The sequence below is a fragment of the Micromonospora qiuiae genome (assembly GCF_016863555.1).
GTDB lineage: Bacteria > Actinomycetota > Actinomycetes > Mycobacteriales > Micromonosporaceae > Micromonospora > Micromonospora qiuiae.
Genome location: NZ_BOPC01000051.1, coordinates 40776 through 66056 on the forward strand (window position 1 = coordinate 40776; position 25281 = coordinate 66056).

Sequence of the window (25281 nt, forward strand, 5' to 3'; positions counted from 1 at the left end):
ATGCCCGCCGCCTCGACCACTCTTCGTACGCTCGCCGTGTCGGCCGCCATGTTGCTCACCGTCACCGGCTGTCAGGCCCTCGACGACGCCGGACGGGCGATGGGCCGGGCCGACATCGTCAACGACCTGGCCACCCGAATGGACCGGGCGTTGGAGTCGACCTACTCGGCGGAGTACCAACTCCCCGGCGGGAAGACCGCGACGATCAGCCAGGCGCAGGACCCGGCCCGGTCCTCGTACGAGTGGCCGGGCGGAAAGCTCACCGTCACCGCGGAGGCGACCACCCGCTGCGGCATCAAGGGCGAGCGGACGACCTGCGTCCTCGAGGCACCCCCCGCCCCGAACGCCAAGCCCTCCGTCGTGGTCTTCTCCGCAGCCGAGCGGGAAGGGCTGATCACCCCGCCGATGGTGATGGGGTTGCTGACCGCCGCAGCGCTGGATTCGGCCGCGGTGATCACCCAGAGCGACACCACGGTCGCCGGGCTCCACGCCACCTGCGTCGACATCCGCCAGAACGCCGACGCCTTCGCTGCCTGCGTGACCGGGGAGGGAGCGCTGGGCAGCTTCACCGGTCAGATCGACGGCGAGCCGGTGGAGCTGGCGCTGAGCCGCTACCACGAGCAGGTCGACGGGTCGGCCTTCGACCTGCCGCCCGGCGCCGACGTCGTGGACCGCCGCCCCGCCACCTCCTGACCGGCCGGCGCCGCTCACCGCTCGAGCAGCGTGCGCAGGTGGCGCGGGGGTGGGCAGTCGTGGGCCAACATCTGGTCGTGCCAGTCCCGGAGCGGCACGTCGTGCGGGCGGGCCGCGGCGATCTCGGCGACCTCGTGGTAGCCGACGAAATACGTCGACAGCTGGGTGGAGGTGAGCAGGGCCCGCCGCCACTTGCCGGCGGCCTCGCCCTCCTCCTGGAAACCCCGGCCGGTGAGCAGCGCCATCGCCTCCACCTCCGGCAACTGCTCGGCGTGCACCAACTGGTCGAGCAACGCGTTGAGGGTCATCCGCAGCTGCATCTTCAGTTGCTGCAACCGCACCGGCAGGCCGCCGAAGCCGTACCGGGTCATCAGCTCCTCGGCGTAGACCGCCCATCCCTCGATGAACGGGCCGGATCGGGTCAGTGCCCGGACCCGGGTGGAGCCCAGGTAGCGCCGGGCGTGGGCGAGTTGGAGGAAGTGGCCGGGCATCGCCTCGTGCACGGTCAGGTTGCGGACCATGTGGTCGTTGTATTCGCGATAGAACGAGTCCACCCGCTGCGCCGGCCAGTCGGCCGGGGTGGGCGCGATGCAGTAGAACGTGGGCACGTCGGCGGTCTCCAACGCGCCGGGCGCGTCGCAGTAGGCCACCGCCACACCACGGGCGAACTCCGGCATCACCTGGATCACGCACGGGTCGTCCGGCACGGTGACCAGGTCATGCGCCCGGACGAAGTCACTCGCCTCATCGAGGGTGACCGAGGCGAGATCGACGATCGTGTGGTCGTCCGGGCGCTCGGCGGCGAGCAGGTCCAGCGCCCGGCGTACCGTCTCGTCGTCGGCCGGGCCGCCGACCAGCTCGACCGCCGCCTCGCGGATCTCCTCGGTGACCCGCTCGAGGTTCGCCCAGGCCCGGCGTTGGATCTCGGCGGCGCTCAGCTCGGTGTCGAGCGCGTACCACAGCCGGGCCTCCCAGCGTCGCCGGCCCAGCCGCGGGTCGCGATCCTCGGGGCCGGCGGCCAGGCCGATACGCAGCCAGGCGACGAACTCCTCCAGCGCCGCGATCGCCCGGGTGGCCGCCGGTTCGACCCGGGCGAGCAACGCGGGCGCCTGGGCGAGCAGCGCCGGCACCTCGTCGCGGATCAGCGCTGCCGTCCCGGTGAACTGCCCGATCGCGGTCTCGGCGTGGACCCGAGGCATGTCGCGCAACGCCGCGCGCGCGGTGGCCAGCGCGTCCGGTACGGCGTCGAGCCGGCCGGCGAGGGCGGCCAACCGTTCCTCGACCGGCGCGTACGGACGGGCGACGAGAGCATGCAGCAGCGGCCCGGGATTGTGCACCAGCGGGTCCCACTCGTGCGCCCGGATCTCGGTCAGCTCGAACAGGTGCCGGTCGACCAGGGTGGCGAGCAGCGCGTGGTCCACCCGCTCGTCGATCTCCAGCGAATCCGGGTCGATCTCGCACAGCGCGCTCGCGGCGTCCACCAGCATCGCCCGGTCACTGCCCAGCGCATCGGCCGAGAAATCCGGCAACCGGTCGTCGAGCCGGTGGTCCCCCACCGAGGTGGCCACCCCCGGCCGGCTGGCCAGCAGCGCCTCGACGATCCGCTCCCCCAGCACCCCAAACCGCTCCACCCCCCGACCCTAACCACTCAGCGCCTCCGCGCCTCCCCGCTGATCCCCCGGCGATCAAGAAGTTCGCGTCTTCGCCGGGGCGATTTCCGACGCGAACCTTCTAATCAGCTGGTCGAGGTGGGTGAGGGTTCGGTGGCGCGGATGGTTTCCGCGTAGCGCAGGGTGGTGCGGCGGAGGGCGGACTCGGGGTCCAGGCCGGAGGCGCGGGCCTGGGCGACTGCGGCCAGCAGGTTGGCGCCGAGGGCGCTTTCGGGGTCGGGCTGGGCCTCCGGCGACGGGAGCGGCACGGTGAGCTTGGCCCGGGCGGAACGCTCCAGGATCTTGGCTGCCAGGGCGAGCGCGGGCTGGCTCAGCGCGATGCCGTCGAGCACCGAGCCACGGGGTTTCTCGGCCTGCTTGATCCGCTCCCAGTTGGCGGTGATCTCCTCCAGGCTGCCCGCCTCGACACCGGCGAAGACGTGCGGGTTACGCCGGATCATCTTGTCCACCAGCCCGCCGGCGACGTCGTCCACCGTCCACCGCTCGCCCTCGGGCAACTCCTCGGCCAGCCGGGCGTGCAGGACCACCTGGAGCAGCACGTCACCCAGCTCCTCACGCAGGGCGTTGGTGTCCCCGGCGCTGATCGCGTCGTACGCCTCGTAGCACTCCTCGAGCAGGAAGCCGGCCAGACTTCGATGGGTCTGGACCCGTTTCCACGGGTCACCGCCGGGCGAGAGCAACTGGTCCAGCACGGCCACCGCGTCGAGCAACCGGGCACCCGGCGGATCCCACGAGCCGTACATCAGCTCCAGTTCCGCCCGGCCCGGCTCACGGGCCAGCCGCAGGCCCAACTCCCGGGCCAGCGTCTCGTCCCCGGCCGGGCCGGCCAGCCAGACCACCGTGCCGTGCGCCGCCGCCGCATCCAACAACGCGGTCACCGCCGGGCCGTCGAGCACCCGCACCTCGCCGCCCGCCGCCCGGATCGCCGTGGTCAGCTCGCTCTCCGTCGCGGTCAGCACCGGTGCGGCGCGTACGACGTCCCAAGCGGCCGCCGTCAGCAGACCGGCCGGCAGCCGGGGCGAGGTGACCAGCAGGACGATCCGCGGCATGCTCAGCCGTCGGTCGGGCCGGCCGCCGGCTGCGGCTTCGGGGTGGAAATGTCGGAGACCGCGCCGGAGGTCGGCTCGCCCAGCGGCACGCCCACCGCGACGATCGGCGTCTCCCCGCTGAAGCTCAACACCGGGAAAACCAACGGACGGTACCGGGGGTTGACCGTCACGTCGTACGCCTCGACCGCCTCGGCCAGCGAGTTGCGGTTGGCCAGCGCGAAGCGGAGCTGCTCGCCGTCGAGCTGAGTGGCGGCCTGCTCCACGGTCACCTCGGCCGGCACGGCACCGGCCCGCTTGCCCGCGGCCACCAGGTCGGCCAACTCCTGCTCGCTGGGGGCCACCGGAGCCCCGACCGGAATGCCGGACAGGCAGGCGTACAACTCGGCGGTCCGGCGCACGTACTCGGTCTCGGGATTCAGGCCGGCCCCCTGGGCGATCTGAACCGGATCGACCTCCCGCTGCGGGCGGTAGCCCTCGGCGGCGGAGACCCGGTCACAGACCTCGCCGAGCAGCAGGACGCTCACCACCTCGCTGCGCCCGGGCAACCGGGGCTCCGGACCGGCCGGCATCTCGGCCGGGCCGGCCGTCTCGGTCGGCACCGCGTTCTTCGCCCGCGCGTCGTCGATGACCTCGGTGACCGCGTCCTCAGTGATCCGGTGGTCACCGACGTACGCGGCGACACCGGGCTCGGAACGGCAACCGGAGAGGGCGACCAGGCCGACCGCCACGCTGGCGACGGCGAACAGACGGCGAGCACGCATGCCCGTCACTCTCTCATGCCCACCGTTCGGCTCAGGTCGGGGGTTCCGCCGGAGCCCTGTCGTGGATGCGATCCGACCGTGCCTTGGCGGCGGTCGGCCGGTTGGCTATCGGGCGGCTGCGGCCATCGGCTGGGCGGGGGTGGGGTCGCCGAGAACGTCGGACATGAGCTGGGCGCACCACTCCAGCAGGGCCTGGTCGCGCAACGGTTCCCCGCCCACCCGGCGAGTGCTCGGCCGGGGGACGCTGACCTGTTCCAGCGCGGACTTGTAGACCGAGTCGGGGTGGTAGCGCTTGAGGCGCAACTGCTTCGAGTCGGGCAGCGGCAGCGGGCCGAACCGAATATGCCTGCCCTGCATGCTGACCTCGGTCAGGCCGTAGCGGCGGGCCAGCAGCCGGAACTTCGCCACCGCGATCAGGTTCTGCACCGGGGCGGGCGGATCGCCGTACCGGTCGGTCATCTCGGCGGCCACCTCGCGCAGCCGTTCCTCGTCACGGGCCTCGGCGAGTTTGCGGTACATCTCCAGGCGCAGCCGCTCCACGCCGACGTAGTCGTGCGGCAGGTGCGCGTCCACCGGAAGGTCGATCTTGACGTCCACTTCCTCCTCGGGCCGCTCGCCCTTGAACGCCTGCACCGCCTCGCCGACCATCCGCACGTACAGGTCGAACCCGACGCCCTCGATGTGCCCGGACTGCTCGCCGCCGAGCAGGTTGCCGGCACCCCGGATCTCCAGGTCCTTCATCGCCACGTACATGCCAGCCCCCAGCTCGGTGTGCTGGGCGATGGTGGCCAGCCGCTCGTGGGCGTGCTCGGTGAGCGGCTTGTCCGGCGGGTAGAGGAAGTACGCGTACGCCCGCTCCCGGCCCCGGCCCACCCGACCTCGGATCTGGTGCAACTGGGCCAGGCCGAGCAGGTCGGCCCGCTCCACGATCAGGGTGTTGGCGTTCGGGATGTCGATGCCGGACTCCACGATCGTGGTGCAGACCAGGACGTCGTACTCCTTCTCCCAGAAGCCGACCATGACCCGCTCCAGAGCGTCCTCCCCCAGCTGGCCGTGCGCCACCGCGACCCGGGCATCGGGCACCAGCTCGCGCAGCCGCCGCGCCGCCCGCTCGATCGATTCGACCCGGTTGTGCAGGTAGAAGACCTGGCCGTCGCGGAGCAACTCGCGGTGGATCGCGGCGGCCACCTGCCGCTCGTCGTACGCCCCGACGGCGGTGAGCACCGGGTGCCGCTCCTCCGGTGGGGTGGCGATGGTCGACATCTCCCGGATGCCGGTGATCGCCATCTCCAGCGTGCGCGGGATCGGGGTGGCCGACATGCTCAGCACGTCGACCGCGGCCCGCATCGACTTGAGGTGCTCCTTGTGCTCGACGCCGAAGCGCTGCTCCTCGTCGACGATGACCAGACCCAGCGACTTGAACCGGGTGGCCGCCTGAAGCAGCCGGTGGGTGCCGATGACGATGTCGACGCTGCCGTCGGCAACCATCTCCAGGGTCCGCTCGGCCTCCTTCGGCGTCTGGAACCGGGACAGCTGCCGGATCGTCACCGGGAACTGGCTCATGCGCTCGGCGAAGGTGTTGTAGTGCTGCTGGGCCAGCAGAGTGGTGGGCACCAGCACGGCCACCTGCTTGCCGTCCTGCACCGCCTTGAACGCCGCCCGCACCCCGATCTCGGTCTTGCCGTAGCCGACGTCGCCGCAGATCAGCCGATCCATCGGAACGCTCTGCTCCATGTCCCGCTTGACCTCTTCGATGGCGGCAAGCTGGTCGGGCGTCTCCTGCCAGGGGAAGGCGTCCTCCAGCTCGCGCTGCCACGGGCTGTCCGGGGCGAAGTTGTGCCCCTTGGACGCCTTGCGGGCGGCGTAGAGCTGAATCAGCTGGGCGGCGATCTCGCGGACCGCCTTGCGGGCCCGTGCCTTGGACTTCTGCCAGTCCGAACCGCCCATCTTGTGCAGGGTGGGCTGCTCCCCGCCGACGTAGCGGCTGAGTTGGTCGAGCTGGTCGGTGGGGACGAAGAGCCGGTCGCCGGGCTGGCCGCGCTTGCTCGGGGCGTACTCGATGACCAGGTACTCCCGGGAGGCGCCGTTGACCGTACGCTGCACCAGCTCCACGTACCGGCCGATGCCGTGCTGCTCGTGCACCACGTGATCGCCGGCGCGCAGCTCCAGCGGGTCGATGGTGTTGCGCCGCCGGCTCGGCATCTTGCGCATGTCCCGGGTCGAGGCGCCCCGGCCGCCAGTGACGTCGCTGCCGGTGAGCAGCACGAACCGGGCAGCCTCGTCGACGAAACCACTGGTCAGGCTGCCGCAGGTGACCAGCAGCTCGCCCGGGGCGGGCGCGGCCGGCACCTCCTCGACCATCCGGGCGCCCAAGCCACCGTCGCGGAGCACCTCCACCGCCCGCTGGGCGGGGCCGTGCCCCTCGAAGACCAGCGCGACCGACCAACCCTCGCCGGCCCACCGCTTCAGGTCGTCGACCACCCGGGCGGTCTCGCCGTGGTAAAGCGGCGCGGGCTGGGCGGCCATGGCCACCGCGATCGCGTCGTCGGGGGTGACGTCGGCCTCCTCCGACTCGTCCTCCCACGGCTGTCGAGCGGTGGCTTCGGCGGGCTCCGCCAGCCCGAACGGCGAGAGCGTCCACCAGGGCTGGCGCAGCCGCCCGGCCGCCGCGCGTACGTCGGCCAGGGTGCGGAAGGCGGCGGCGCCGAGGTCGATCGGGGCCTGGCCACCGACGGCGGCCGCGGCCCAGCTCGCCTGGAGGAACTCCTCCGAGGTACGCACCAGGTCGTGCGCCCGGGTGCGGATGCGCTCCGGGTCGCAGAGCAGCACGTGGGTGCCGGCCGGCATGCAGTCCAGCAGCAGTTCCATCGAGTCACCGCCGATCAGCGCCGGAGCGAGGGACTCCATCCCCTCGACCGGTACGCCGGCGGCCAGCTTGTCCAGGATCTCGGCCAGCTCCGGGTGCTGCCCGGCCAGCGTGGCGGCCCGCTCGCGAACCGCCGGAGTGAGCAGCAGCTCCCGGCAGGGCGGCGCCCACATCTGCGCAACCTGCTCGATGGTGCGCTGATCGGCGACGGCGAAGGTGCGGATCTCCTCCACCTCGTCGCCCCAGAACTCGACCCGGGACGGGTGCTCGTCGGTGGGCGGGAAGACGTCGAGGATGCCCCCGCGCACGGCGAACTCTCCCCGCTTGGTGACCAGGTCGACCCGCGCGTACGCCATGTCGGTCAACCGGCGGGCGACCTGCTCCAGGTCGGCCTCGTCACCGGCGGCCAACCGCACCGGTTCCAGGTCACCGAGCCGTTTGAGCTGCGGTTGCAGCACCGAGCGGACCGGCGCCACGACCACCCGCAGCGGCCCGGTGCGCCCGTGCGCGTCGGCCGAGTCCGGATGTGCGAGCCGACGCAGCACGGCCAGCCGCCGGCCGACCGTGTCGGAGCGGGGCGAGAGCCGCTCGTGCGGCAGCGTCTCCCAGCTCGGGAAAATCGCCACCTGCTCCGGCGGCAGCAGGCTGCCCAGCGCGGCGACGAGATCCTCCGCCTCGCGGCTGGTTGCGGTCACCGCGAGCACCGGCCGTCCCGCTCCCCCGCTGCCTTCTCCGCCGACGGGATCCGCTGCGACGGCGGCGACCGCGAACGGACGCAGGGCCGGCGGTGCGGTCAGGTCGAGGCCGTCGACCTGGGCCGCACCGGAGCGCGCGAGGTCACGGACGCGGGCCAGGCCCGGGTCGGCCAGGGCAGCGGCGAACAGTCCGGTGAGCGCAGTCATGATCACTTCCGAGGCGGAGACACGACGATCACCCCGCGTCCGGCCGGACGGGGGGTCATACCGGTCGACACTATCTCTCCGCCGGGAAATTCTGGGACGCCGGCCAGAGAGAACTGGTGAGGGTGTCGGTCCTGTCGAGCTGACCGCACAAACGGGTCAGCGCGGCAACGCCCGGGGCGGCCGCGGCCGGGGCGGCAACGCCCGGGGGCGGCAACGCCCGGGGCGGCAACGCCCGGGGCGGCAACGCCCGGGGCGGCCGCGGCCGGGGCGGCAGCGGCCGAGGGCGGCACCAACGCGGCAGCGCCCGCGAAGACACCGGCGCGGCGCGGGCCGGGGGTGGCCGTCCGACGACGTACCGACGCGGGCGGGTCCGCGTGGATCGGACCTTGACGCCGGTTTGCGGCTGTGGTCGGCTGCCGAACCATGAGCGGGGAGTTTCGGGCACAGTTCGACGCAGAGGTCGTTTTCGCCAACGGCGGCGGCCTCAGTACCGCAGAATTTCGGCTGGACATACCCGGCGACGCGATCTCCGACGCCGACCTGGCGGCGCTCTTCGTCCGACACCTCGGCCTGCTGATGGTGGCCGAGGTACGGATCACGAACAAGACGATCATCGAGGAACCGCACAAGGGTGGGCGTGCCGTCGCCGCCTCCGCTGCTACGGCGAGCGGTACCGCCGGTCGGCGACTGATCGAGTTGAGCCATGTGATCAGTGACGGGGTGATCACCCTGCCCGGCTGGCCGGCACCCCGGATCACCGACTGGCTGACCCGCGAGGCGTCCCGGCAGCGCTACGCCCCGGGCACGGAGTTCCACGTGGCGCGGATCGACATGATCGCCAACACCGGCACCTACCTCGACACACCCGCGCACCGGTACGCCGACGGCGCCGACCTGGCCGACACCGCGCTGGACCGCCTCGCTGACCTGCCCGGCATCGTGGTACGGCTGCCCGCCGGGACCCGCGCCGTGGACCCTCTGCTGCTGGCCCCGTACGACGTGGCCGGGCGGGCGGTGTTGCTGCACACCGGCTGGGATATCCACTTCGGCACCGAGCGGTACGGCGCGCCGGAGGCGCCCTACCTGACCGGTGACGGCGCACAGGCCCTCGTGGGCGCAGGCGCCGCCCTGGTCGGCATCGACTCGATCAACATCGACGACATGAGCCCGGCTGCCGGGGGCGAGCGCCCTGCGCACAGCGCCCTGCTGGCCGCCGGCATCCCGATCGTGGAGCACCTCACCGGGCTGGCCGCGCTGCCGCCGGATGGCTTCCGCTTCACCGCCGCCCCGCCCAGGGTCGCCGGCATGGGCACCTTCCCAGTCCGTGCCTTCGCCACCATCGACTGAGAGCGAGACAAGTGACCACCCCGCCACCCGGATTCCCGCCGGAGCCTCCTTACGGCGACCAACCGCCCGGAAACCCCCTCGGACCGGCCGGCCCCCACCCACCGGGAAATCACCCGCAGCCGGCGCCCATCGTCCGGCGCATCCCCGAGGACCAACCCTTCGTCGTACGCCCCGACATCACCAAGCGTGGCCTGGTCTTCTTGGGCGTCGCGCTGCTGCTCATCGTGCCGATCGCCTGCTGCATCGGGGCCGGCGTCATGGATTCGGCCGACAGCGGGAGCGGAGCGATCCTCGGCTTCCTGGGTTTGCTCGGTTGCCTGCTGGCCGTGATCTGCCTGCCGCTGGGCATCCAGCTGTGGCTGATCGGCTCCGGCGGTCCGGTGCTGGCGCTGGGCCCGGCCGGGCTTTGGATTCGTACCCGGCCGACCCGGGGCCAGGCGGTCTGGCTGCCCTGGGAGGGCGTCGCACAGATCTCGCGCCGCCGGTGGAGCCTGGAGAAGATGCTGGTGGTCAAGCCGCGCGACACGCGCGCCCTGCAGAACCTCGGCGCGTACACAGCGTTGGACAGCGCGGCGTTGAGCGCCTTCTACGGTTCCGGGCTCGTCGCCACACTCAACTTCGCCGACAAGTCCGAGGCAGAAATCCTGGCGGCCGTCGCCCACTTCAGCGCCGGCCGCTGCCCCCTCCTCTGACCGTCGCGGGCCCCGTCCGAGTCCACGTTCAAGGTCAACTCCAGATACGCGATGTTGCGGCATCCACCGCCAGTGGACACCGCGACATCGCGCAAGTGGAGTCGATCTTGGGCTCGGTGGGCCGTCAAGCGGCTCGGGCCGAGCCTGGACCGAGCCGGCGTACCAGCCGCTGGGACAGGTAGGCCAGCGAACGAGACTGGGCCAAGTCGATCGGCCAGCGTTCGGCATCCGCGTCGGCGGACAGCTCGAGCAACAGACCAGACGGCGGAGTCGGGCCGACGTCCATCCGCCACAGGCCGATCCTGGCCTGGATCACTTCATCGCCTCGCACAGCCGTACCGATAAGGCGGGACAGATGCAGGTCGTTGCGCCCGGCACAGTCCGGGCCGCGCAGGCACCACGGCGGGTGTGCGGAGTTGGATAGTTTGCTCATTGGGCCGGGCTCCTTCCCGGTCAAGGCCCGGGGATGGAGAGCCACCTCCACCCCGGGCCGCCCTACTTTGAATGGGTATGCCTGCCCACGGCCGCCCTCGTCAACCTACGACTACCTGTCATGTCAGGTCAACACCTGAAGGCACCTTTCATTGACGCTTCACCGGCTGCCGTGATCACATGGGCATTACCTGCCACGGAAGTCTGCCCATGCCTGCCTATACGAAGAAGCAACAGCTGATCGATGCCCTTACCGAGCGCATCGAGTCAGGCCAGTATCCGCCGGGCGCAAAGTTGCCCTCGGGCACCGAACTGTGCGCCGAGTTCGGCGTGTCCCGCCAAGTGGTGCGTTCAGCGATCGACTGGCTCAAGGCGCGAGGACTGGTCGACGGAGCACCCGGCGCAGGCGTCTTCGTACGCGCCCCGAACCGCTGACCATCTTCTGAGCAGGGATCTTGGTCCGAAAGTGCCCCCAGGAGGGCGTTTTCGGACCAAGATCTACACGAGGAGCGGTCGACGGGTCAGTAGCGCACCGAGACGCGGCGTTCGGCCGCGTCGATGCGGACCTCGCCGCCGTACGGGATGATCAGTTGCGGGTCGGTGTGGCCCAGGTCGACGTCGAAGACCAGCACCGTGTCGGGTGCGTACTCGGCGAAGGCTCGGGTGACGGCGGCGCGCTGCTCCCGGGCGTACGCCCGCTTCTCGTCCGGGGTGAGTCGGCGGCCGAACTCCCACGCCTTGGCGCGACCGACCAGCGCGGCGGGGAAGGTGGCGAGCAGGCCGCGCTCGCCGAGGTTACGCAGCATCCGGTAGACCTCGACGGCCGGCGGCAACTCCTCCGAGGTCTCCATCAGGAAGACCGAACCGGCCAACGACGCCACCGGGGCGACCCGGTCGGCGGCGAGCAGCCAGTGCAGGACTTCCAGGTTGCCGCCCCAGGCGCGGCCCTCGACCACCGTTGCCGGGCCCTGCCACTGCCAGCCCGCGCCGGGGAACATCGCCGGTTCGTCCGCCAGGCACCCGGGGTCGTTCCAGTCGTTCGGCTCGTCGCCCCACTCCGGCGCGGGAGTCAGGTCGTACCAGTCGGCGGTGAACAGGGCGGCGCGCAGCGAGTCTGCGGTCAGCGGGTGCAGCGCGCCGGGCCGGCCGAGGTGCACCAGCACCGACCCGCCGTGGTAGCTCACGATGCCCAGTCGGTGCAGGTGATTGAGCATGTTGGTGTTGTCCGAGTAGCCGAAGTAGGGCTTCGGATTGACCCGTAGCACCTCGTCGTCGAGGTGGGGCGTGACCGTGATCAGGTCGTCCCCGCCGACGGTGGCCAGGACGGCGGTGATCGTCGGATCGGCGAAGGCGTCGTTCAGGTCCCGGGCCCGGTCGCGTGGGTCGGCACCCGTGATCCGGGTGGTCGGATACTCCACCGGCTCCAGGCCGTACTCTTCGCGCAGCCGGCGCAGCCCCAGTTCGTACACATGCGGGAAGAGACCCGGCAGGCCGGCGGCGGGTGAGACGACCGCGACCCGGTCGCCGGGCTGAGGCTTCGGGGGATAGATCAACGGCGTCATGCCGCAACGCTATCGACCGCCACCAGCGTTTTTTGCCCTCCAAATCAGGGCAGGCCACGCGGGCCGGCGACCGCGGTCAGCGATGCCGGCCAGTGGGGTCGGCACCCGACTGGTGATCGGCGTGGTGGCCGGCATCGTGGAATTGGTCACCGCGACGCGGGTACGCGGTCGGCGTGCCGCTGCCCGCCCGGAGCGCCGCCACCCGTCCCACCAGCACTGATCCCCTCGGCGACGGCGGGCACCCGGTGGCCGGGGTGTTAAAAAGGGGCCCCTCCTATACAAAAGGCGATAACAAGGGGCCCCTCCTTGCAGCCGGGCTGGCGTGGATACGATCGGGGCAGTCGGACAGCGCTGTCCTTCGTACTCACGTGAGGAGCGCATGGTGACCGACCAGCACGATCACGACGGCCCGGACGCCGCCCTGCGCGCCGACATCCGCCGTCTCGGCACCCTGCTCGGGCAGACCCTGGCCCGCCAGGAAGGCCGTCCCCTGCTAGACCTCGTGGAGGAGATCCGCGCCCAGGTCCGGGCCGACGCCCCGGCCGCCGCCCGCCGGCTCGGTGGGCTGGACGTGACCACCGGCACCAAGCTGGCCCGCGCCTTCTCCACCTACTTCCACCTGGCCAACATCACGGAACAGGTGCACCGGGCCCGCGATCTGCGCCGCCGCCGCGCCGTGCACGGTGGCTGGCTGGACCAGGCAGCCAAGATGATCTCTGAGCGCGGGGTGCCGGCGGAGGAGATCGCCGCAGTGGCCCGGCGGCTGGCGGTACGCCCCGTCTTCACCGCCCACCCGACCGAGGCGGCCCGCCGCTCGATCCTGTCCAAGCTGCGCGCGATCGCCGACGAGTTGGACGCCGAGACGGCCAACGCGATCCTCTACGGCGCCAGCGACGAGGGCCCGGCGAACCGGCGGCTGGCCGAGCTGCTCGACCTGATGTGGCAGACCGACGAGCTGCGGCTGGACCGGCCCGACCCGACCGACGAGGCCCGCAACGCCATCTACTACCTGCGCGACCTCTACGCCGAGGCCGCCCCGCAGGTGCTCGACGACCTCGCCGAGACGCTGCGCACCCTCGGCGTGGAGACCTCGCCGACGGCCCGGCCGTTGACCTTCGGCACCTGGATCGGCGGTGACCGGGACGGCAACCCCTTCGTCACTCCGACTGTCACCCGCGAGGTGCTGGTCATCCAGCACGAGCACGGGCTGACCGCCACCGAAGCGGCGATGGAAGAGCTGATCAACGAGGTGTCGGTGTCCCGCCGGTTGCGCGGGGTGTCGCTGGACCTCTCCGCCAGCCTCGCCGCCGACCTGGACGCGCTGCCCGAGGTGGCGCCCCGGTTCCGCCGGGTCAACGCCGAGGAGCCGTACCGCCTGAAGGCCCGCTGCGTACGCGCCAAGCTGGCCAACACCCGCGCCCGGCTGCGCCAGGGCACCCCGCACGTGCCGGGGCGGGACTACCGGGGCTCGGCCGAGCTGATCGCCGACCTGGAACTGCTGCGCGCCTCGCTGGCCCGCAACTCCGGCCAGCTCACCGCCGTCGGGCGGCTCGCCTCGACCATCCGTACCGTCTCCGCGTTCGGCCTGCACCTGGCGACCATGGACGTCCGTGAGCACGCCGAGAAGCACCACGAGGTGCTGAGCCAGCTGTACGCAGCGGTCGGCGAGGTCTCCGACTATCCGGCGCTGACCCGGCTGGAACGCACCAAGCTGCTCGCCGACGAGCTGGCCGGCCGCCGACCGCTGTCCACCGTGGACACCCCGTTGACCGAGAACGCCCGCAAGACGTTCGACGTGTTCGGCACCATTCGCGAGGCGCAGGACCGCTTCGGGGCCGAGGTCATCGAGTCGTACATCATCTCGATGACCCTCGGAGTGGACGACGTGCTGGCCGCGGTGGTGCTGGCCCGGGAGGCCGGGCTGGTCGACGTGCACAGCGGCCGAGCCCGAATCGGTTTCGTGCCGCTGCTGGAGACGCCGGCCGAGCTGAACTCCGGCGGTGAGCTGCTCGACGAACTGCTGTCCCTGCCCGCGTACCGGGCTCTGGTGGCCGCTCGCGGCGACGTGCAGGAGGTGATGCTCGGCTACTCCGACTCCAACAAGGAGGCCGGCATCACCACCAGCCAGTGGTCCATCCACCGGGCCCAGCGGGCACTGCGGGACGTGGCCGCCCGGCACGGGGTGCACCTGCGGCTGTTCCACGGCCGGGGCGGCACGGTGGGTCGCGGCGGCGGGCCGACGCACGACGCGATCCTGGCCCAGCCGTACGGCACGCTGGACGGCGCAATCAAGGTGACCGAGCAGGGTGAGGTCATCTCCGACAAGTACACCCTGCCCGCGCTGGCCCGGGAGAACCTGGAACTGACCGTGGCCGCGGTGCTCCAGGCGACCCTGCTGCACACCGCGCCCCGACAGCCGGCCGAGATGCTGGAGCGCTGGGACGCGACGATGGACGTGGTGTCCGAGTCGGCTTACCGGTCGTATCGATCGCTGGTCGAGGATCCGGATCTGCCGGCGTACTTCTGGGCGTCCACGCCGACCGAGTTGCTCGGCGCGCTGAACATCGGCTCCCGGCCGGCGAAGCGGCCGAACACCGGCGCAGGGCTGGCCGGGCTGCGGGCCATCCCGTGGGTGTTCGGCTGGACCCAGACCCGGCAGATCGTGCCCGGCTGGTTCGGCGTCGGCTCCGGTCTGGCCGCTGCTCGGGAGGCCGGGCTGGCCGACGTGCTGGCCGAGATGCACCGCAACTGGCACTTCTTCCGCACGTTCCTGTCGAATGTGGAGATGATGCTGACCAAGACCGACCTCGGCATCGCCCGCCGGTACGTGGAGACCCTCGTGCCGAAGAAGCTGCACCCGATCTTCGCCAAGATCGAGGAGGAGTACGAGCTGACCCGCCGCGAGGTGCTGGCGGTCACCGACTCGCCGGCGCTGCTGGAGAGCTCCCCGGTGCTGCAACGCACCCTCGCCGTGCGCGACACCTACCTGGAGCCGCTGCACCACCTTCAGGTGGCGCTGCTGCGGCAGTACCGCGACTCGGGCGCCTCCGGCCGGACGGTGTCCACCGCGCCCGGCGGCCGGCGCGCCCCCGGCGACGGCACCGCCCTGGAGCGTGCGCTGCTCACCACCGTCAACGGCATCGCCGCCGGCATGCGCAACACCGGCTGAGGTGTAAGGAAGGGTCCCTTGTTAACGCCTGCGGTAGAGGAAGGGCCCCTTCTTAACACCTGCCGATCGACCGGCGCACCTGCTGGCGGTGGTCGATCGGGTCAGATGTCGAAACCGCCACCGAAGTCGCCGCCGCCAAAATCGCCGCCGAAATCGCCAGCTCCGAAGTCACCGCCGCCGAAATCGCCAGCCGCGAAGTCACCACCGCCGAAGTCGCCAGCCGCGAAGTCGGCGCCGACGTCGCCCGGGTCGCCGAATCCCTCGGCGGCACCGGCGTCGTAGCCGGGGTCGCCGAACGACGGCGAGAAGAGCGCGTCGGCGATCAGCATGCCGCCGATGACGCCGGCACCGGCACCCAGCGCCGTCTTCCACCAGGGGGTGGAATACCAGCCTGCTGGCACGGGCCGGCCCTGCATCCGCCCACCGGGGTAGTAGTACGGCGTGTCCCGGCCCGGCTGCGGGCCCGCCTTGAACGTCTGGCCCTGCACGTCGACCTGGCGCGGCACGGTCAACTGCCCGGCACCGCTCGCGGCGGCCAGCGGCGGCAGGTCGGGCCCCGGGTCGATGCCGAGCGCCACCCGGGCGGCCCGGATGTAGGTGAGGCCCTCGATCGCGGTCTCCCGAGCCAGCCGGTACTGCGTGGCACTCCGCGCCTGCTCCAACTGGGAACCGGCGGCGTGGTAGCGCTCGGCGGCGTCGGCCAGCGCCTGGCGTACGGCTGGTTCGTCACCGCTGAGGTTCATCACCTGCCCGCCGAGGCGCTCGTACCACCTCCGCGCGTCGGCCTGCACGTCGGCGAGGTCACGCGCCGCACGTTGCCGCTGCCACCAGACCAGGCCGGCACCGAGCATCACCATCAGGAGTACGACCAGCAGACATTCCACGGTTCAAACGTACCCACTCGGCGCCACGGGCCCACCTGCTCGATTGCCCGACCCCGCCACATGACCGAGCGCGGCGCTCCGTAGCCGATCAGCAGCGCGATGACGGCGAGGCTCAGCCAGGCCAGCCGCCGCAGCATCGGCATCCAGACTCATCTCCATGTAAAGACGCGGGCCGCCTGTCGCGGCGCCGGTCGGCGTTGTTTGGCAAGCTCGTGGCGTGGAGTTCACGACCCTGGCCGTTGTCGTCGTCTGCCTCGGCGCTGGTGGCGCGGTGGGCTGGTTCGCCGGCCGGGCCCGCGCGGCGACCGAGATCGCCCGGCTGGACGCCACCCTGCGCGCCACCCGCGACGGCGAGGGCCGACTGGAGCAGTCGATGCGGGCGTTGAGCTACGAAGCCACGGCCCAGTCGCAGGAGGCGGTCGCCCGGGCGGTGGCCCCACTGCACGACACACTGCGCCGCTACGAGCAGCGGGTGGCCGAACTGGAGCGCGACCGGGTCGACGCGTACGCCGAACTGCGCGAGCAGGTGCGCTCGATGAGCGCCGTCTCCGGCGAGCTGCGTACCGAGACCAAGCAGTTGGTGGCGGCGCTGCGCGCGCCGCAGGTACGCGGCCGGTGGGGCGAGCACCAGTTGCGCCGGATCGTCGAGGCGGCCGGCATGCTGGAGCACTGCGACTTCTCCGAGCAGGTCACCGCCGCCACCGATCAGCAGACGGTACGCCCCGACCTGGTGGTCCGCCTGCACGGCGGGCGGACGGTGGTGGTGGACGCCAAGGCGCCGTTCGACGCGTACCTCACCGCGATGGAGGCGCGCGACGAGCGCGGCCGGGACACCCACCTCGACGCGCACGCGAAGCACCTGCGGGCCCATGTGGACGCTCTGGCCGCCAAGTCGTACTGGGCGGCGTTCGAGTCCACCCCGGAGTTCGTGGTGCTCTTCGTCCCGGCCGACCCGTTCCTGGACGTGGCGTTGCAGCGCGACCCGATGCTGCTGGAGCACGCCTTCGCCCGCAACGTGGTGCTGGCCACCCCGGCCACGCTGGTCGCGATGCTGCGTACGGTGGCCTGGTCCTGGCGGCAGGAACAGCTGGCCCGCAACGCGGTCGCCGTGCACTCGCTGGCCCGGGAGCTTTACGGCCGACTGTCGACGCTCGGTGAGCACGTCGGCAAGCTCGGCTCCTCACTCGGCAGCGCGGTGACCGCGTACAACCGGGCGGTCGGGTCGCTGGAAGCGCGGGTGCTGGTCAGCGCACGCAAGCTGGCCGAGCTGGGAGTGTCTGATCAGGAGTTGCCCACGCCGGGGCAGGTGGAGTTGGCCCCCCGGCAGCCGCAGGCGCCCGAACTGGCCGATGATTCCACACCGGATGATCGAACCCGGTCAGCAAATCGGACCCTCTGACCGGCGGATATGTGACAGTAGGCATCACGCATATCACGAGATGGTCACAACGTACCGGTCGGTAGTGACATCGACGGTCGGCACCCCGAAGGATTTCGCTGACGCGTGCCCTGCATCTGGAGGGCGCGCCTGAGTTCTCTGGAGGAAAGAGAACGTGAGTAAACCCCGAAACCTGAGCCGGCGTACCTCCGCCGCGCTCTTCGCCTCGGTCATGGCGGCCAGCGCCGTGACCGTGGCGGGCGGTGCCGCGACCGCAAGCGCCGCTCCCGCCGGCTCCGACCCCGCGCAGGTCACCCCCGCCGAGGCGCTGGGTCAGCACGACGCCAAACTGCTCGCCGAGGCGGAGGCGAAGAAGGCACCCACCGTCACGATGATCGTCGCCACCGAGAAGGGCAAGGCGAAGGAGGTCGAGGGCGACCTCAAGGACCTCGGCGCCGCGGTCAGCGAGCGCTACGACACCATCGGCTACGTGCTGGCCAAGGTGCCGACCGGCAAGGCACTCAAGGCCGCCACCCTGCCCGGCGTCGCCGCGGTCGACCTGGACGAGCAGATCCAGCTGCCCGACCCGAAGCCGGAGGTCGTCACCGGCGCCAAGCAGGCCGAGAAGCAGGGCGGCACCCTCAGCGGCCCGGACGCCAAGACGCCCGCCGACAACCCGTACATGCCGACGGGCGAGATCGGCGCGGTCAAGTTCGTCAAGCAGAACCCGAAGTGGGACGGCCGCGGCGTCACCATCGGCATCATGGACTCCGGTGTGGACCTGGAGCACCCCGCGCTGCAGAAGACCACCACCGGCGAGCGGAAGATCGTCGACTGGGTCACCGCCACCGACCCCTTCGAGGACGCCACCTGGCGGCCGATGATCACTCAGGTTTCCGGGCCGACCTTCACCGTGGCGGGTCGCACCTGGACCGCCCCGGCGGGCAGCTACCGGTTCAACCTGTTCAGCGAGTCGATCACCGAGCGGAGCGAGCCGGCCGGTGACGTCAACCGCGACGGTGACAAGACCGACCAGTGGGGCATCCTCTTCGACCCGGCGACCAACAACGTCTGGGTCGACACCGACCAGGACGGCGACTTCACCGACGAGGCCGTGATGCGGCCGTACAAGGAGAAGTTCGACGTCGGCCACCTCGGCACCGACAACCCTGCGACGCCGGTCCAGGAGCGGATGTCGTTCGTGGTCGAGTACCGCAAGAACGTCGACACCACGCCGCTCGGCGGCCCGGGCCTGGTCGACTACGTCAACATCGGCATCATCGAGAGCGCGCACGGCACGCACGTCGCCGGCATCACCGCCGCCAACAGCATGCTGGGCAACAGCGCGTTCAACGGTGTCGCCCCCGGCGCCAAGCTGGTTTCCTCCCGTGCCTGCTCGTGGGGGGGCGGCTGCACGTACGCCGCGCTCACCACCGGCATGGCCGACCTGGTGATCAACCGTGGGGTCGACGTCATCAACATGTCGATCGGCGGCCTGCCGGCGCTCAACGACGGCAACAACGCCCGCGCCACCCTCTACAACAACCTGATCAACACGTACGGGGTGCAGATGTTCATCTCGGCCGGCAACTCCGGCCCGGGCGTGAACACCATCGGCGACCCGTCTGCCTCCAGCGACGTGGTCAGCGTGGCGGCCAGCGTCAGCAAGGACACCTGGCTGGCCAACTACGGCTCGGTGGTCAAGAAGAAGAACGCCCTGTTCAACTTCTCCTCGCGCGGCCCGCGTGAGGACGGCGGCGCCAAGCCGAACATCGCCGCGCCGGGTTCGGCCATCTCCACCACCCCGGTCTGGCAGGCCGGCAGCCCGGTCGCCGAGGCCGGCTACGCGCTCCCGCCGGGCTACAGCATGTTCAACGGCACCTCGATGGCCTCTCCGCAGGCCACCGGCGGTGCCGCGCTGCTGCTGTCGGCCGGCAGGGCGACCGACCAGGGGATCACCCCGGCCGCGCTGCGTCGGGCCATCTACAGCTCGGCCAAGCCGATCGCCGACACCCCGACGTACGCCCAGGGCTACGGCATGTTCGATGTGCCGGCCGCCTGGAAGCTGCTGCGCAAGAGCGTGGAGCCGAATTCGTACGTCTCCGACGCCCCGGTCTGCACGGTGCTCTCCGGCCAACTGGTCACCCCGCACCGCGGCACCGGCGTCTACAACCGCTGCGGCTCCGCCGACGGCGGCCACAAGGTCAACCAGTCGAAGTCGTACCAGGTCACCCTGACCCGGACCAGCGGCCCGGCCGGCAACCTCAAGCACAACGTCGGCCTGCGCGGCAACAACGGCACCTTCTCGGCGCCGAAGAACGTCACGCTGCCGCTGAACAAGGCCGTCACCATCACGGTCACCGCCAAGCCGAAGACCGCGGGCGCGCACAGCACGATCGTGACCGTCGACGACCCGGCCACCAACACGATCGACTTCGAGTTCTCCGCCGTGGTGGTGGCCTCGAACGACGTCAGCAAGCCCAGCTTCGCGTACACGGAGCGGGGCTCGGTGGACCGGAACAGCACCACGTCGTACTTCGTGACGGTCCCGCCGGGCGCCGGTGCGCTCCAGGTGAACCTCTCCGGCATCGCCACCGGGTCGCAGACCCGCTTCATCGCGATCAACCCGTGGGGCGTTCCGGTGGAGAGCACCTCCAGCCTGGCCTGCTTCACCAACCACGTCAGCACGGTTGTCTGCGACTCGTTCGAGCGTGACTACGCCAACCCGATGCCGGGCGTCTGGGAGATCGAGGTGGAGTCTCGGCGGACCTCGCCGTCGCTGAACAACCCGTACCAGCTCCAGGCGCGGGTCCAGGGCGTCGCGGTCGACCCGGCCGTGGTCGAGCTGCCGGCGGTCACCGCCGGCACCCCGACCCCGGTGACCTGGTCGCTGAAGAACACCTTCGGTCCGGTCACGGTGACCGGGCGCGGCGGCCCGCTGTCCAGCATGCACGCCGAGCGGCCGACCATCGTCGAGCTGGCCCAGCAGGAGTACGTCGTCGAGGTGCCGGCGGGGGCGACCAGCTTCACCGCCCGCATCGGCAACCCGTCGAACGCCAGCTCCGACCTGGACCTGTTCATCTACCGGGGCACCACCCTGGTCGGACAGCAGGCCGACGGTGACTCGGAGGAGGCGGTGACCCTCACCAACCCGCTCCCCGGCACCTACCGGGTCGTGGTCGACGCGTACGCGGTGGACGGCGCCGGTGGCAGCACCGAGTACGACTACCAGGACTCGTACTCGTCCCCGGCGCTCGGCACGCTGACGGCGTCGAGCGGCACGCTCACCCTGGCGCACGGGGCCACCGGCACCCTCTCGGGTACGGTGACCGCCCAGTCCGCCCCGGCCACGGGCCGGAAGCTCTCCGGTGAGCTGGCCGTGGTGACCGCCGAGGGCGCGGTCGTCGGTCGCGGCACCGTCTCCATCGGCACCGTGAACTGACACCACCTGCACCACAGGGAGCCCGTCCCGGATCTCCGGGGCGGGCTCCCGCCCGTCCTGGGCAGGCTCCCGCCCGTCCTGAACGTCGATCCGGCGCCGAGCGAGCTGCCGTTACCCGGCGTGCTCGCTGCCCTGTCCGGCAGTTGGGCCCGCTTCGCTTTCGCCAGGCTGGGCCCCTCCCCCAGCGGCGACGCGAAGGCCGGCCACGACAAGCAGATAACCGGCCAACTCGGCGGCGCTCGTCAGGGCCGGGACGGTGGCCAGGGTCGGAGTGAAGACAAACACCTCCGTGAACACCACACCCGGGTCGGCGGGATACGACGACAGCCACCTCGGGCCGAGGGCCATGGCCGCGTCAAGGTGAAACATGGCGGCCAGCGCCAGCAGCCCGGCCCCGCAGGCCGCAAGCCGGCGTCCCTGCCCGATCAGCATCGCCGCCAGGGCGATCGCGCCCAGCACGAGCGCTAGCGGGGGCACCAGGACCGCTGCGTCCAACTCGGTGTCGCTCAGCCCACCAGCCCAGGACGGCCGCGCATTGCGGTGACGGTGGAGCAACCGGATCGCCGCGTAGCTGACCACCAACCCGCCGGCAAGCACGGCGCCGACCTGGACCCGCCGGCTAGGACCGCCAGCGTTCGCTGCTGCGGACGTTCGGCCTGCACACCGCCACGCCATTAGCGCCAGCACCAGGACGAAGACCAGGGCCGCCCAGGTCAGTTCGAGCCCAGCACGGAATTCCCCGCTCAGGTCGAGCGGCTCGTACCGGAACACCTGCCAGTGGTAGCCGGGGGCGGGATCGGGAGGCATCGTCCGGACCGCGTCGACCACCAGCACGGCGAGCGCGACCGGCACCGCCCAGCGTGGCGACGGCGGCCCGGCGAGCAACGCGTACGCCAGGAGGAGCACCAGCGCGGCAACCTCGGCCTGGCGCAGGATCGGCGCGTCCGTGAGCACACCCACGACGTGGGCGGCGGCCAGTGTTCCCGCCGCCGAGAGGAGCAACGATCGAAATCGCATCGATGCATCCTGCCACTCGGCCACCGCTCGCCGTCGCCCTCGAACACCGCGCACCGCCGCCCTCGAACACCGCGCACCGCCGCCCTCGAACACTGCGCACCGCCGCCCTCGAACACCGCACACCGCCGCCCTCGAACACCGCACACCGCCCGACCGCTCGCGCCGCCTTCGACCGCCGGAGCAAGCTGCGTTCCCCGTGTTCGGTGCCGCGCGCCCGGCTACCTCAGGCCCGCTTGGCGGACGCGACCTGGAACGGGGTGCCCTGCTGGCAGGTGGTGAGCATGCCCGGCGCGGGTCGGCCGGTCACCGTCACCGTAGCGCCGGCGGTCAGCACCTCTCGGGGGCCGCCGAGCAGCAGATACCCGTCGAGCAGCAGGCAGCCGGGCTCGACACCGGCCTCGATCCGGCCGGTCAGGGTCTGCTCGCTGGTTGCCGTCGGCATCGGCGGGCCACCCGGACGCTTGCCGGGTCGGCCGAGCGGCGCGGTCGGGTCGACCGGGTCGGCGGGCGTCGGGAGGGGGCTGGTCGGATCCGGGGTGGGCAACTCGGTCACGGGTGACGCTCCCGTCGGGGTGGTGGAGCCGTCCCCGGCGTCCGGAGCGGCGCAGGCGACGAGCGCCGTGCAGACGATCAGCGCGGCGGCGGCGATCCGAATGGTCCTCATGCCTGTTCTGACGGACTGGGCCCGTGATTCGTTCCCCAAGAGGCGGGTCAGGAGCGGGCCGCCTCGGCGGCCTTCATGTCGCGCCTGAGCTCCTGCGGCAGCGAGAAGGTGAGCCGCTCGTTGGCGGTCACCACCTCCTCCACGTCGGTGAAACCGCGCTGCGCGAGATGCGTCAGCACCTCCTGGACCAGCTCCTCCGGCACGCTCGCGCCGGAGGTGAGCCCGACCGTCCGCGCGTCGGCCAGCCAGGCGTCGTCAATCTCGTGGGCGAAGTCGACCAGGTGCCCGGCGCGGGCCCCGGCGTCCAGGGCCACCTCGACCAGCCGTACGGAGTTCGACGAGTTGCGCGAACCGACGACGATCATCACGTCGCACTCCGCCGCGATCTCCTTGACCACGTGCTGTCGGTTGCTGGTGGCGTAGCAGATGTCGTCACTCGGTGGCGACTGGAGCATCGGCAGCCGCTTCTTGAGCCGGGCCACCGTCTCCATCGTCTCGTCCACCGACAGCGTGGTCTGCGACAGCCAGACGACCTTGTTCGGATCCCGCACGGTGACCCGGTCGACGTCCTCCGGGCCCTCCACCAGTTGGATGTGCTCCGGTGCCTCGCCGGAGGTGCCGATGACCTCCTCATGGCCCTCGTGGCCGATGAGCAGGATGTCGTAGTCCTCGGCGGCGAACCGCTTCGCCTCGTGGTGCACCTTGGTCACCAGCGGGCAGGTCGCGTCGATCGCCTTGAGCGACCGCTCCTTTGCCTGCTCGTGGACCTCGGGTGCCACACCATGCGCGGAGAAGATCACGGTGGCACCCTCGGGCACCTCCTCGTTCTCCTCCACGAAGATCGCACCCTTGGCCTCCAGCGTCTGCACCACGTGCTTGTTGTGCACGATCTGCTTGCGGACGTAGATGGGTGCGCCGTAGAGCTTGAGGGCCTCCTCGACGGTCTGCACCGCCCGGTCGACGCCCGCGCAGTAACCGCGGGGCTTGGCCAGGAGCACGCGCTTGCCGGTACCGGAAGTCATCACCCCCTCATCCTACGCGGCCCCGCCGCCAACCCCAGGTCTCCCCGTTGATCATGAGGTTGAGGGCAGTGGTTGATCACACTGCGCTCATGATCAAACGGAAGGAGCTGCGGGCGAGGTGGGGCTTAGAGTGGAGCGATGAGTACGGGTGGTGCAGCGGTGGGGGCGGGAGCGGCGCCGAGCACCTCGGAGGAGCCCTGGCCGGTGCGGGTGGTCAGCCAGAAGATCGGCGCCTGGGTGGCGCGGCTGGGCTGGGTCTGGGTCGATGGGCAGGTGGCGCAGATCAGCCGCCGGCCCGGAGCGAGCACCGTCTTCCTGACCCTGCGCGACCCGTCGGCCGAGCTGAGCCTCACCGTCACCACCAACCGGGACGTACTCGATTCCGGCGCCCCCGAGCTGCGTGAGGGCGCCCGCGTCGTACTGCACGCCAAGCCCGAGTTCTACGCCGCTCGGGGCACGCTCAGCCTCCGCGCCGACGAGATCCGCCAGGTCGGCCTCGGCGAACTGCTGGCCCGGCTGGAGAAACTCAAGAAGCTGCTCGCCGCCGAAGGGCTGTTCGACCGGGCCCGCAAGCGTCGGCCACCGTTCCTGCCCCGGCGGATCGGGCTGGTCACCGGACGGGCCAGCGCCGCCGAACGGGACGTGTTGACCAACGCGCGCCGCCGCTGGCCGGCGGTGGAGTTCCGGACCGTGAACGTGGCGGTCCAGGGTCCCGGTGCCGTGCCACAGATCGTGGACGCGCTCCGCGTGCTCGACGCCGACCCGAGCATCGACGTGATCATCCTGGCTCGGGGCGGAGGCGGCATCGAGGACCTGCTTCCCTTCTCCGATGAGGCGCTGTGCCGGGCCGTGTTCGCCTGCCGTACGCCGGTGGTCAGCGCGATCGGTCACGAGACCGACGCCCCGCTGGTCGACTACGTGGCCGACGTCCGCGCGTCGACGCCCACCGACGCCGCCAAGCGGGTGGTACCCGACCTGGCCGAGGAACTGCGCCTCATCAGCCAGGCCCGGCACCGGCTGCACCGCGCCGTGCACAACCTGGTCGACCGCGAGACGCACCGGATCGATGCGCTGCGCTCGCGGCCGGTGCTGGCCCGCCCGCAGGTGATGATCGAGCAGCGAGCCGGCGACCTGACCGCCCTGCGCCAGCGCGCCGAGCGCTGCCTGGCCCACCGCCTCGATGCCGCCGACGACGAGTTGCGGCACACCCTGGCCCGGCTCCGCGCGCTGTCACCCGCAGCCACCCTCGACCGCGGCTACGCCATCGTGCAACGCCCCGACGGCCATGTCGTCCGCGCCGCCACCGAGGTCTCCCCTGGCGCCCCCCTACGAATCCGCCTAGCCCAGGGCGAACTCTCCACCACCGTCAACCCCTGACCCTCGCTTCGGCGGATCTTGGATTCAGGAGCCCCCTCTGAGGGCCCCTCGGGCGGCAGAAGGGGCCCCTCAGGAGGCAGAAAGCGTCCAAGATCGCCGGCCGATCGGACGGCAGCGCGCGCCGACGCCTGGGAAGCGTTCGGAGAAACCGCGATCTGACCAGTAGACCGAACCGCCTCGCCCCGGTATGTCCCGAAAATCACCTAGACCTCATGCGGATCTTGGACCCAGGCGGCCCCTCTGGGGGCTCAAAGTGTCCAAGATTGCTGCTGAGAGTGATCTGGCCGACCAAAAGTGCAAGATCGCGGGGTGGAGGGCGGGGCGGGAGGGCGGGGGCGGGGCGGGGTGGGAGGG

20 protein-coding genes are annotated in these 25281 nt (G+C 71.4%); 9 read left to right on the top strand and 11 right to left on the bottom strand.

All coding sequences use genetic code 11. The annotated features are described in order from the left end of the window. A complete protein-coding gene (locus Vqi01_RS18830; protein ID WP_204036120.1) occupies nt 1-693 on the top strand; it encodes a hypothetical protein in 693 nt (230 codons plus the stop codon). Between the two features lie 14 nt (nt 694-707). Here Vqi01_RS18830 and Vqi01_RS18835 read toward each other — a convergent pair whose 3' ends face one another. The 4 genes from Vqi01_RS18835 to mfd all read right to left on the bottom strand — a co-directional run bounded on the left by Vqi01_RS18835 (nt 708) and on the right by mfd (nt 7941). Next, on the bottom strand, nt 708-2324 hold the full coding sequence (locus tag Vqi01_RS18835) for a DUF885 domain-containing protein (RefSeq protein ID WP_204036121.1): 1617 nt from the start codon (nt 2322-2324) through the stop codon (nt 708-710). 104 nt (nt 2325-2428) lie between these two features. Next, a complete protein-coding gene (locus Vqi01_RS18840; RefSeq protein ID WP_204036122.1) occupies nt 2429-3412 on the bottom strand; it encodes a nucleoside triphosphate pyrophosphohydrolase in 984 nt (327 codons plus the stop codon). A 2-nt stretch (nt 3413-3414) separates the two neighbouring features. Next, nucleotides 3415-4173 carry a hypothetical protein gene (locus tag Vqi01_RS18845; RefSeq protein WP_204036123.1) on the bottom strand — a complete coding sequence of 253 codons (759 nt, stop codon included), beginning with the start codon at nt 4171-4173 and terminating at the stop codon, nt 3415-3417. A 105-nt stretch (nt 4174-4278) separates the two neighbouring features. Further along, nucleotides 4279-7941 (bottom strand): transcription-repair coupling factor, encoded by a 3663-nt coding sequence (gene mfd / locus Vqi01_RS18850; protein WP_204036124.1) that lies wholly within the window; start codon nt 7939-7941, stop codon nt 4279-4281. A 423-nt stretch (nt 7942-8364) separates the two neighbouring features. Between mfd and Vqi01_RS18855 the strand changes: the two genes are divergently transcribed. Next, on the top strand, nt 8365-9288 hold the full coding sequence (locus Vqi01_RS18855) for a cyclase family protein (protein WP_204036125.1): 924 nt from the start codon (nt 8365-8367) through the stop codon (nt 9286-9288). Nucleotides 9289-9488: 200 nt separating this feature from the next. Further along, nucleotides 9489-9980 (top strand): hypothetical protein, encoded by a 492-nt coding sequence (locus Vqi01_RS18860; RefSeq protein WP_204036126.1) that lies wholly within the window; start codon nt 9489-9491, stop codon nt 9978-9980. 124 nt (nt 9981-10104) lie between these two features. Here Vqi01_RS18860 and Vqi01_RS18865 read toward each other — a convergent pair whose 3' ends face one another. Further along, the gene (locus tag Vqi01_RS18865) at nt 10105-10413 is read right to left on the bottom strand and encodes a hypothetical protein (RefSeq protein WP_204036127.1); all 309 of its coding nucleotides are present in this window, start codon (nt 10411-10413) and stop codon (nt 10105-10107) included. Between the two features lie 179 nt (nt 10414-10592). On the opposite strand from Vqi01_RS18865, the gene Vqi01_RS18870 reads away from it, so the two are divergent. Continuing rightward, nucleotides 10593-10847 (top strand): winged helix-turn-helix domain-containing protein, encoded by a 255-nt coding sequence (locus tag Vqi01_RS18870; RefSeq protein WP_239098488.1) that lies wholly within the window; start codon nt 10593-10595, stop codon nt 10845-10847. A gap of 86 nt (nt 10848-10933) precedes the next feature. On the opposite strand, the gene Vqi01_RS18875 is transcribed toward Vqi01_RS18870, so the two are convergent. Next, on the bottom strand, nt 10934-11974 hold the full coding sequence (locus Vqi01_RS18875) for a S66 family peptidase (protein WP_204036128.1): 1041 nt from the start codon (nt 11972-11974) through the stop codon (nt 10934-10936). Between the two features lie 82 nt (nt 11975-12056). Between Vqi01_RS18875 and Vqi01_RS18880 the strand changes: the two genes are divergently transcribed. Together Vqi01_RS18880 and ppc are read left to right on the top strand one after the other, a co-directional pair. Next, complete coding sequence (locus Vqi01_RS18880; RefSeq protein ID WP_204036129.1) at nt 12057-12194, top strand: hypothetical protein; 138 nt, start codon at nt 12057-12059, stop codon at nt 12192-12194. Between the two features lie 162 nt (nt 12195-12356). Continuing rightward, nucleotides 12357-15143, top strand: a complete 2787-nt coding sequence (ppc, locus tag Vqi01_RS18885) for a phosphoenolpyruvate carboxylase (protein WP_204036130.1) — start codon at nt 12357-12359, stop codon at nt 15141-15143. Nucleotides 15144-15244: 101 nt separating this feature from the next. Here the strand turns inward: ppc and Vqi01_RS18890 are convergent, their stop codons facing one another. Together Vqi01_RS18890 and Vqi01_RS18895 are read right to left on the bottom strand one after the other, a co-directional pair. Continuing rightward, nucleotides 15245-16027, bottom strand: coding sequence for a hypothetical protein (locus Vqi01_RS18890; RefSeq protein WP_204036131.1), 783 nt, complete (start codon nt 16025-16027; stop codon nt 15245-15247). After that, nucleotides 16000-16170 carry a hypothetical protein gene (locus tag Vqi01_RS18895; RefSeq protein ID WP_204036132.1) on the bottom strand — a complete coding sequence of 57 codons (171 nt, stop codon included), beginning with the start codon at nt 16168-16170 and terminating at the stop codon, nt 16000-16002. The genes Vqi01_RS18890 and Vqi01_RS18895 overlap by 28 nt, the downstream gene beginning before the upstream one ends. A 74-nt stretch (nt 16171-16244) precedes the next feature. Between Vqi01_RS18895 and Vqi01_RS18900 the strand changes: the two genes are divergently transcribed. Beyond that, nucleotides 16245-17426, top strand: a complete 1182-nt coding sequence (locus Vqi01_RS18900; protein WP_204036133.1) for a DNA recombination protein RmuC — start codon at nt 16245-16247, stop codon at nt 17424-17426. A gap of 154 nt (nt 17427-17580) precedes the next feature. Continuing rightward, a complete protein-coding gene (locus tag Vqi01_RS18905) occupies nt 17581-20847 on the top strand; it encodes a S8 family serine peptidase (RefSeq protein ID WP_204036134.1) in 3267 nt (1088 codons plus the stop codon). Between the two features lie 111 nt (nt 20848-20958). On the opposite strand, the gene Vqi01_RS18910 is transcribed toward Vqi01_RS18905, so the two are convergent. The 3 genes from Vqi01_RS18910 to Vqi01_RS18920 all read right to left on the bottom strand — a co-directional run bounded on the left by Vqi01_RS18910 (nt 20959) and on the right by Vqi01_RS18920 (nt 23550). After that, the gene (locus Vqi01_RS18910; protein ID WP_204036135.1) at nt 20959-21864 is read right to left on the bottom strand and encodes a hypothetical protein; all 906 of its coding nucleotides are present in this window, start codon (nt 21862-21864) and stop codon (nt 20959-20961) included. Nucleotides 21865-22087: 223 nt separating this feature from the next. Continuing rightward, nucleotides 22088-22528, bottom strand: a complete 441-nt coding sequence (locus Vqi01_RS18915; RefSeq protein ID WP_204036136.1) for a hypothetical protein — start codon at nt 22526-22528, stop codon at nt 22088-22090. A 47-nt stretch (nt 22529-22575) separates the two neighbouring features. Beyond that, a complete protein-coding gene (locus tag Vqi01_RS18920) occupies nt 22576-23550 on the bottom strand; it encodes a 4-hydroxy-3-methylbut-2-enyl diphosphate reductase (protein ID WP_204036145.1) in 975 nt (324 codons plus the stop codon). A 138-nt stretch (nt 23551-23688) separates the two neighbouring features. Between Vqi01_RS18920 and xseA the strand changes: the two genes are divergently transcribed. Continuing rightward, nucleotides 23689-24927: an exodeoxyribonuclease VII large subunit gene (xseA, locus tag Vqi01_RS18925; RefSeq protein ID WP_204036137.1), complete on the top strand. Its 1239-nt coding sequence runs from the start codon at nt 23689-23691 to the stop codon at nt 24925-24927. Nucleotides 24928-25281 lie beyond the last annotated feature (354 nt).

Coding starts and splice junctions, on each gene's coding strand:
- Vqi01_RS18830 (WP_204036120.1), top strand. CDS start 1: ATGCCCGCCGCCTCGACCACTCTTCGTACGCTCGCCGTGTCGGCCGCC.
- Vqi01_RS18840 (WP_204036122.1), bottom strand. CDS start 3,412: ATGCCGCGGATCGTCCTGCTGGTCACCTCGCCCCGGCTGCCGGCCGGT.
- Vqi01_RS18845 (WP_204036123.1), bottom strand. CDS start 4,173: ATGCGTGCTCGCCGTCTGTTCGCCGTCGCCAGCGTGGCGGTCGGCCTG.
- mfd (WP_204036124.1), bottom strand. CDS start 7,941: ATGACTGCGCTCACCGGACTGTTCGCCGCTGCCCTGGCCGACCCGGGC.
- Vqi01_RS18855 (WP_204036125.1), top strand. CDS start 8,365: ATGAGCGGGGAGTTTCGGGCACAGTTCGACGCAGAGGTCGTTTTCGCC.
- Vqi01_RS18865 (WP_204036127.1), bottom strand. CDS start 10,413: ATGAGCAAACTATCCAACTCCGCACACCCGCCGTGGTGCCTGCGCGGC.
- Vqi01_RS18870 (WP_239098488.1), top strand. CDS start 10,593: ATGGGCATTACCTGCCACGGAAGTCTGCCCATGCCTGCCTATACGAAG.
- Vqi01_RS18875 (WP_204036128.1), bottom strand. CDS start 11,974: ATGACGCCGTTGATCTATCCCCCGAAGCCTCAGCCCGGCGACCGGGTC.
- Vqi01_RS18880 (WP_204036129.1), top strand. CDS start 12,057: ATGCCGGCCAGTGGGGTCGGCACCCGACTGGTGATCGGCGTGGTGGCC.
- Vqi01_RS18895 (WP_204036132.1), bottom strand. CDS start 16,170: ATGCCGATGCTGCGGCGGCTGGCCTGGCTGAGCCTCGCCGTCATCGCG.
- Vqi01_RS18910 (WP_204036135.1), bottom strand. CDS start 21,864: ATGCGATTTCGATCGTTGCTCCTCTCGGCGGCGGGAACACTGGCCGCC.
- Vqi01_RS18915 (WP_204036136.1), bottom strand. CDS start 22,528: ATGAGGACCATTCGGATCGCCGCCGCCGCGCTGATCGTCTGCACGGCG.
- Vqi01_RS18920 (WP_204036145.1), bottom strand. CDS start 23,550: ATGACTTCCGGTACCGGCAAGCGCGTGCTCCTGGCCAAGCCCCGCGGT.
- xseA (WP_204036137.1), top strand. CDS start 23,689: ATGAGTACGGGTGGTGCAGCGGTGGGGGCGGGAGCGGCGCCGAGCACC.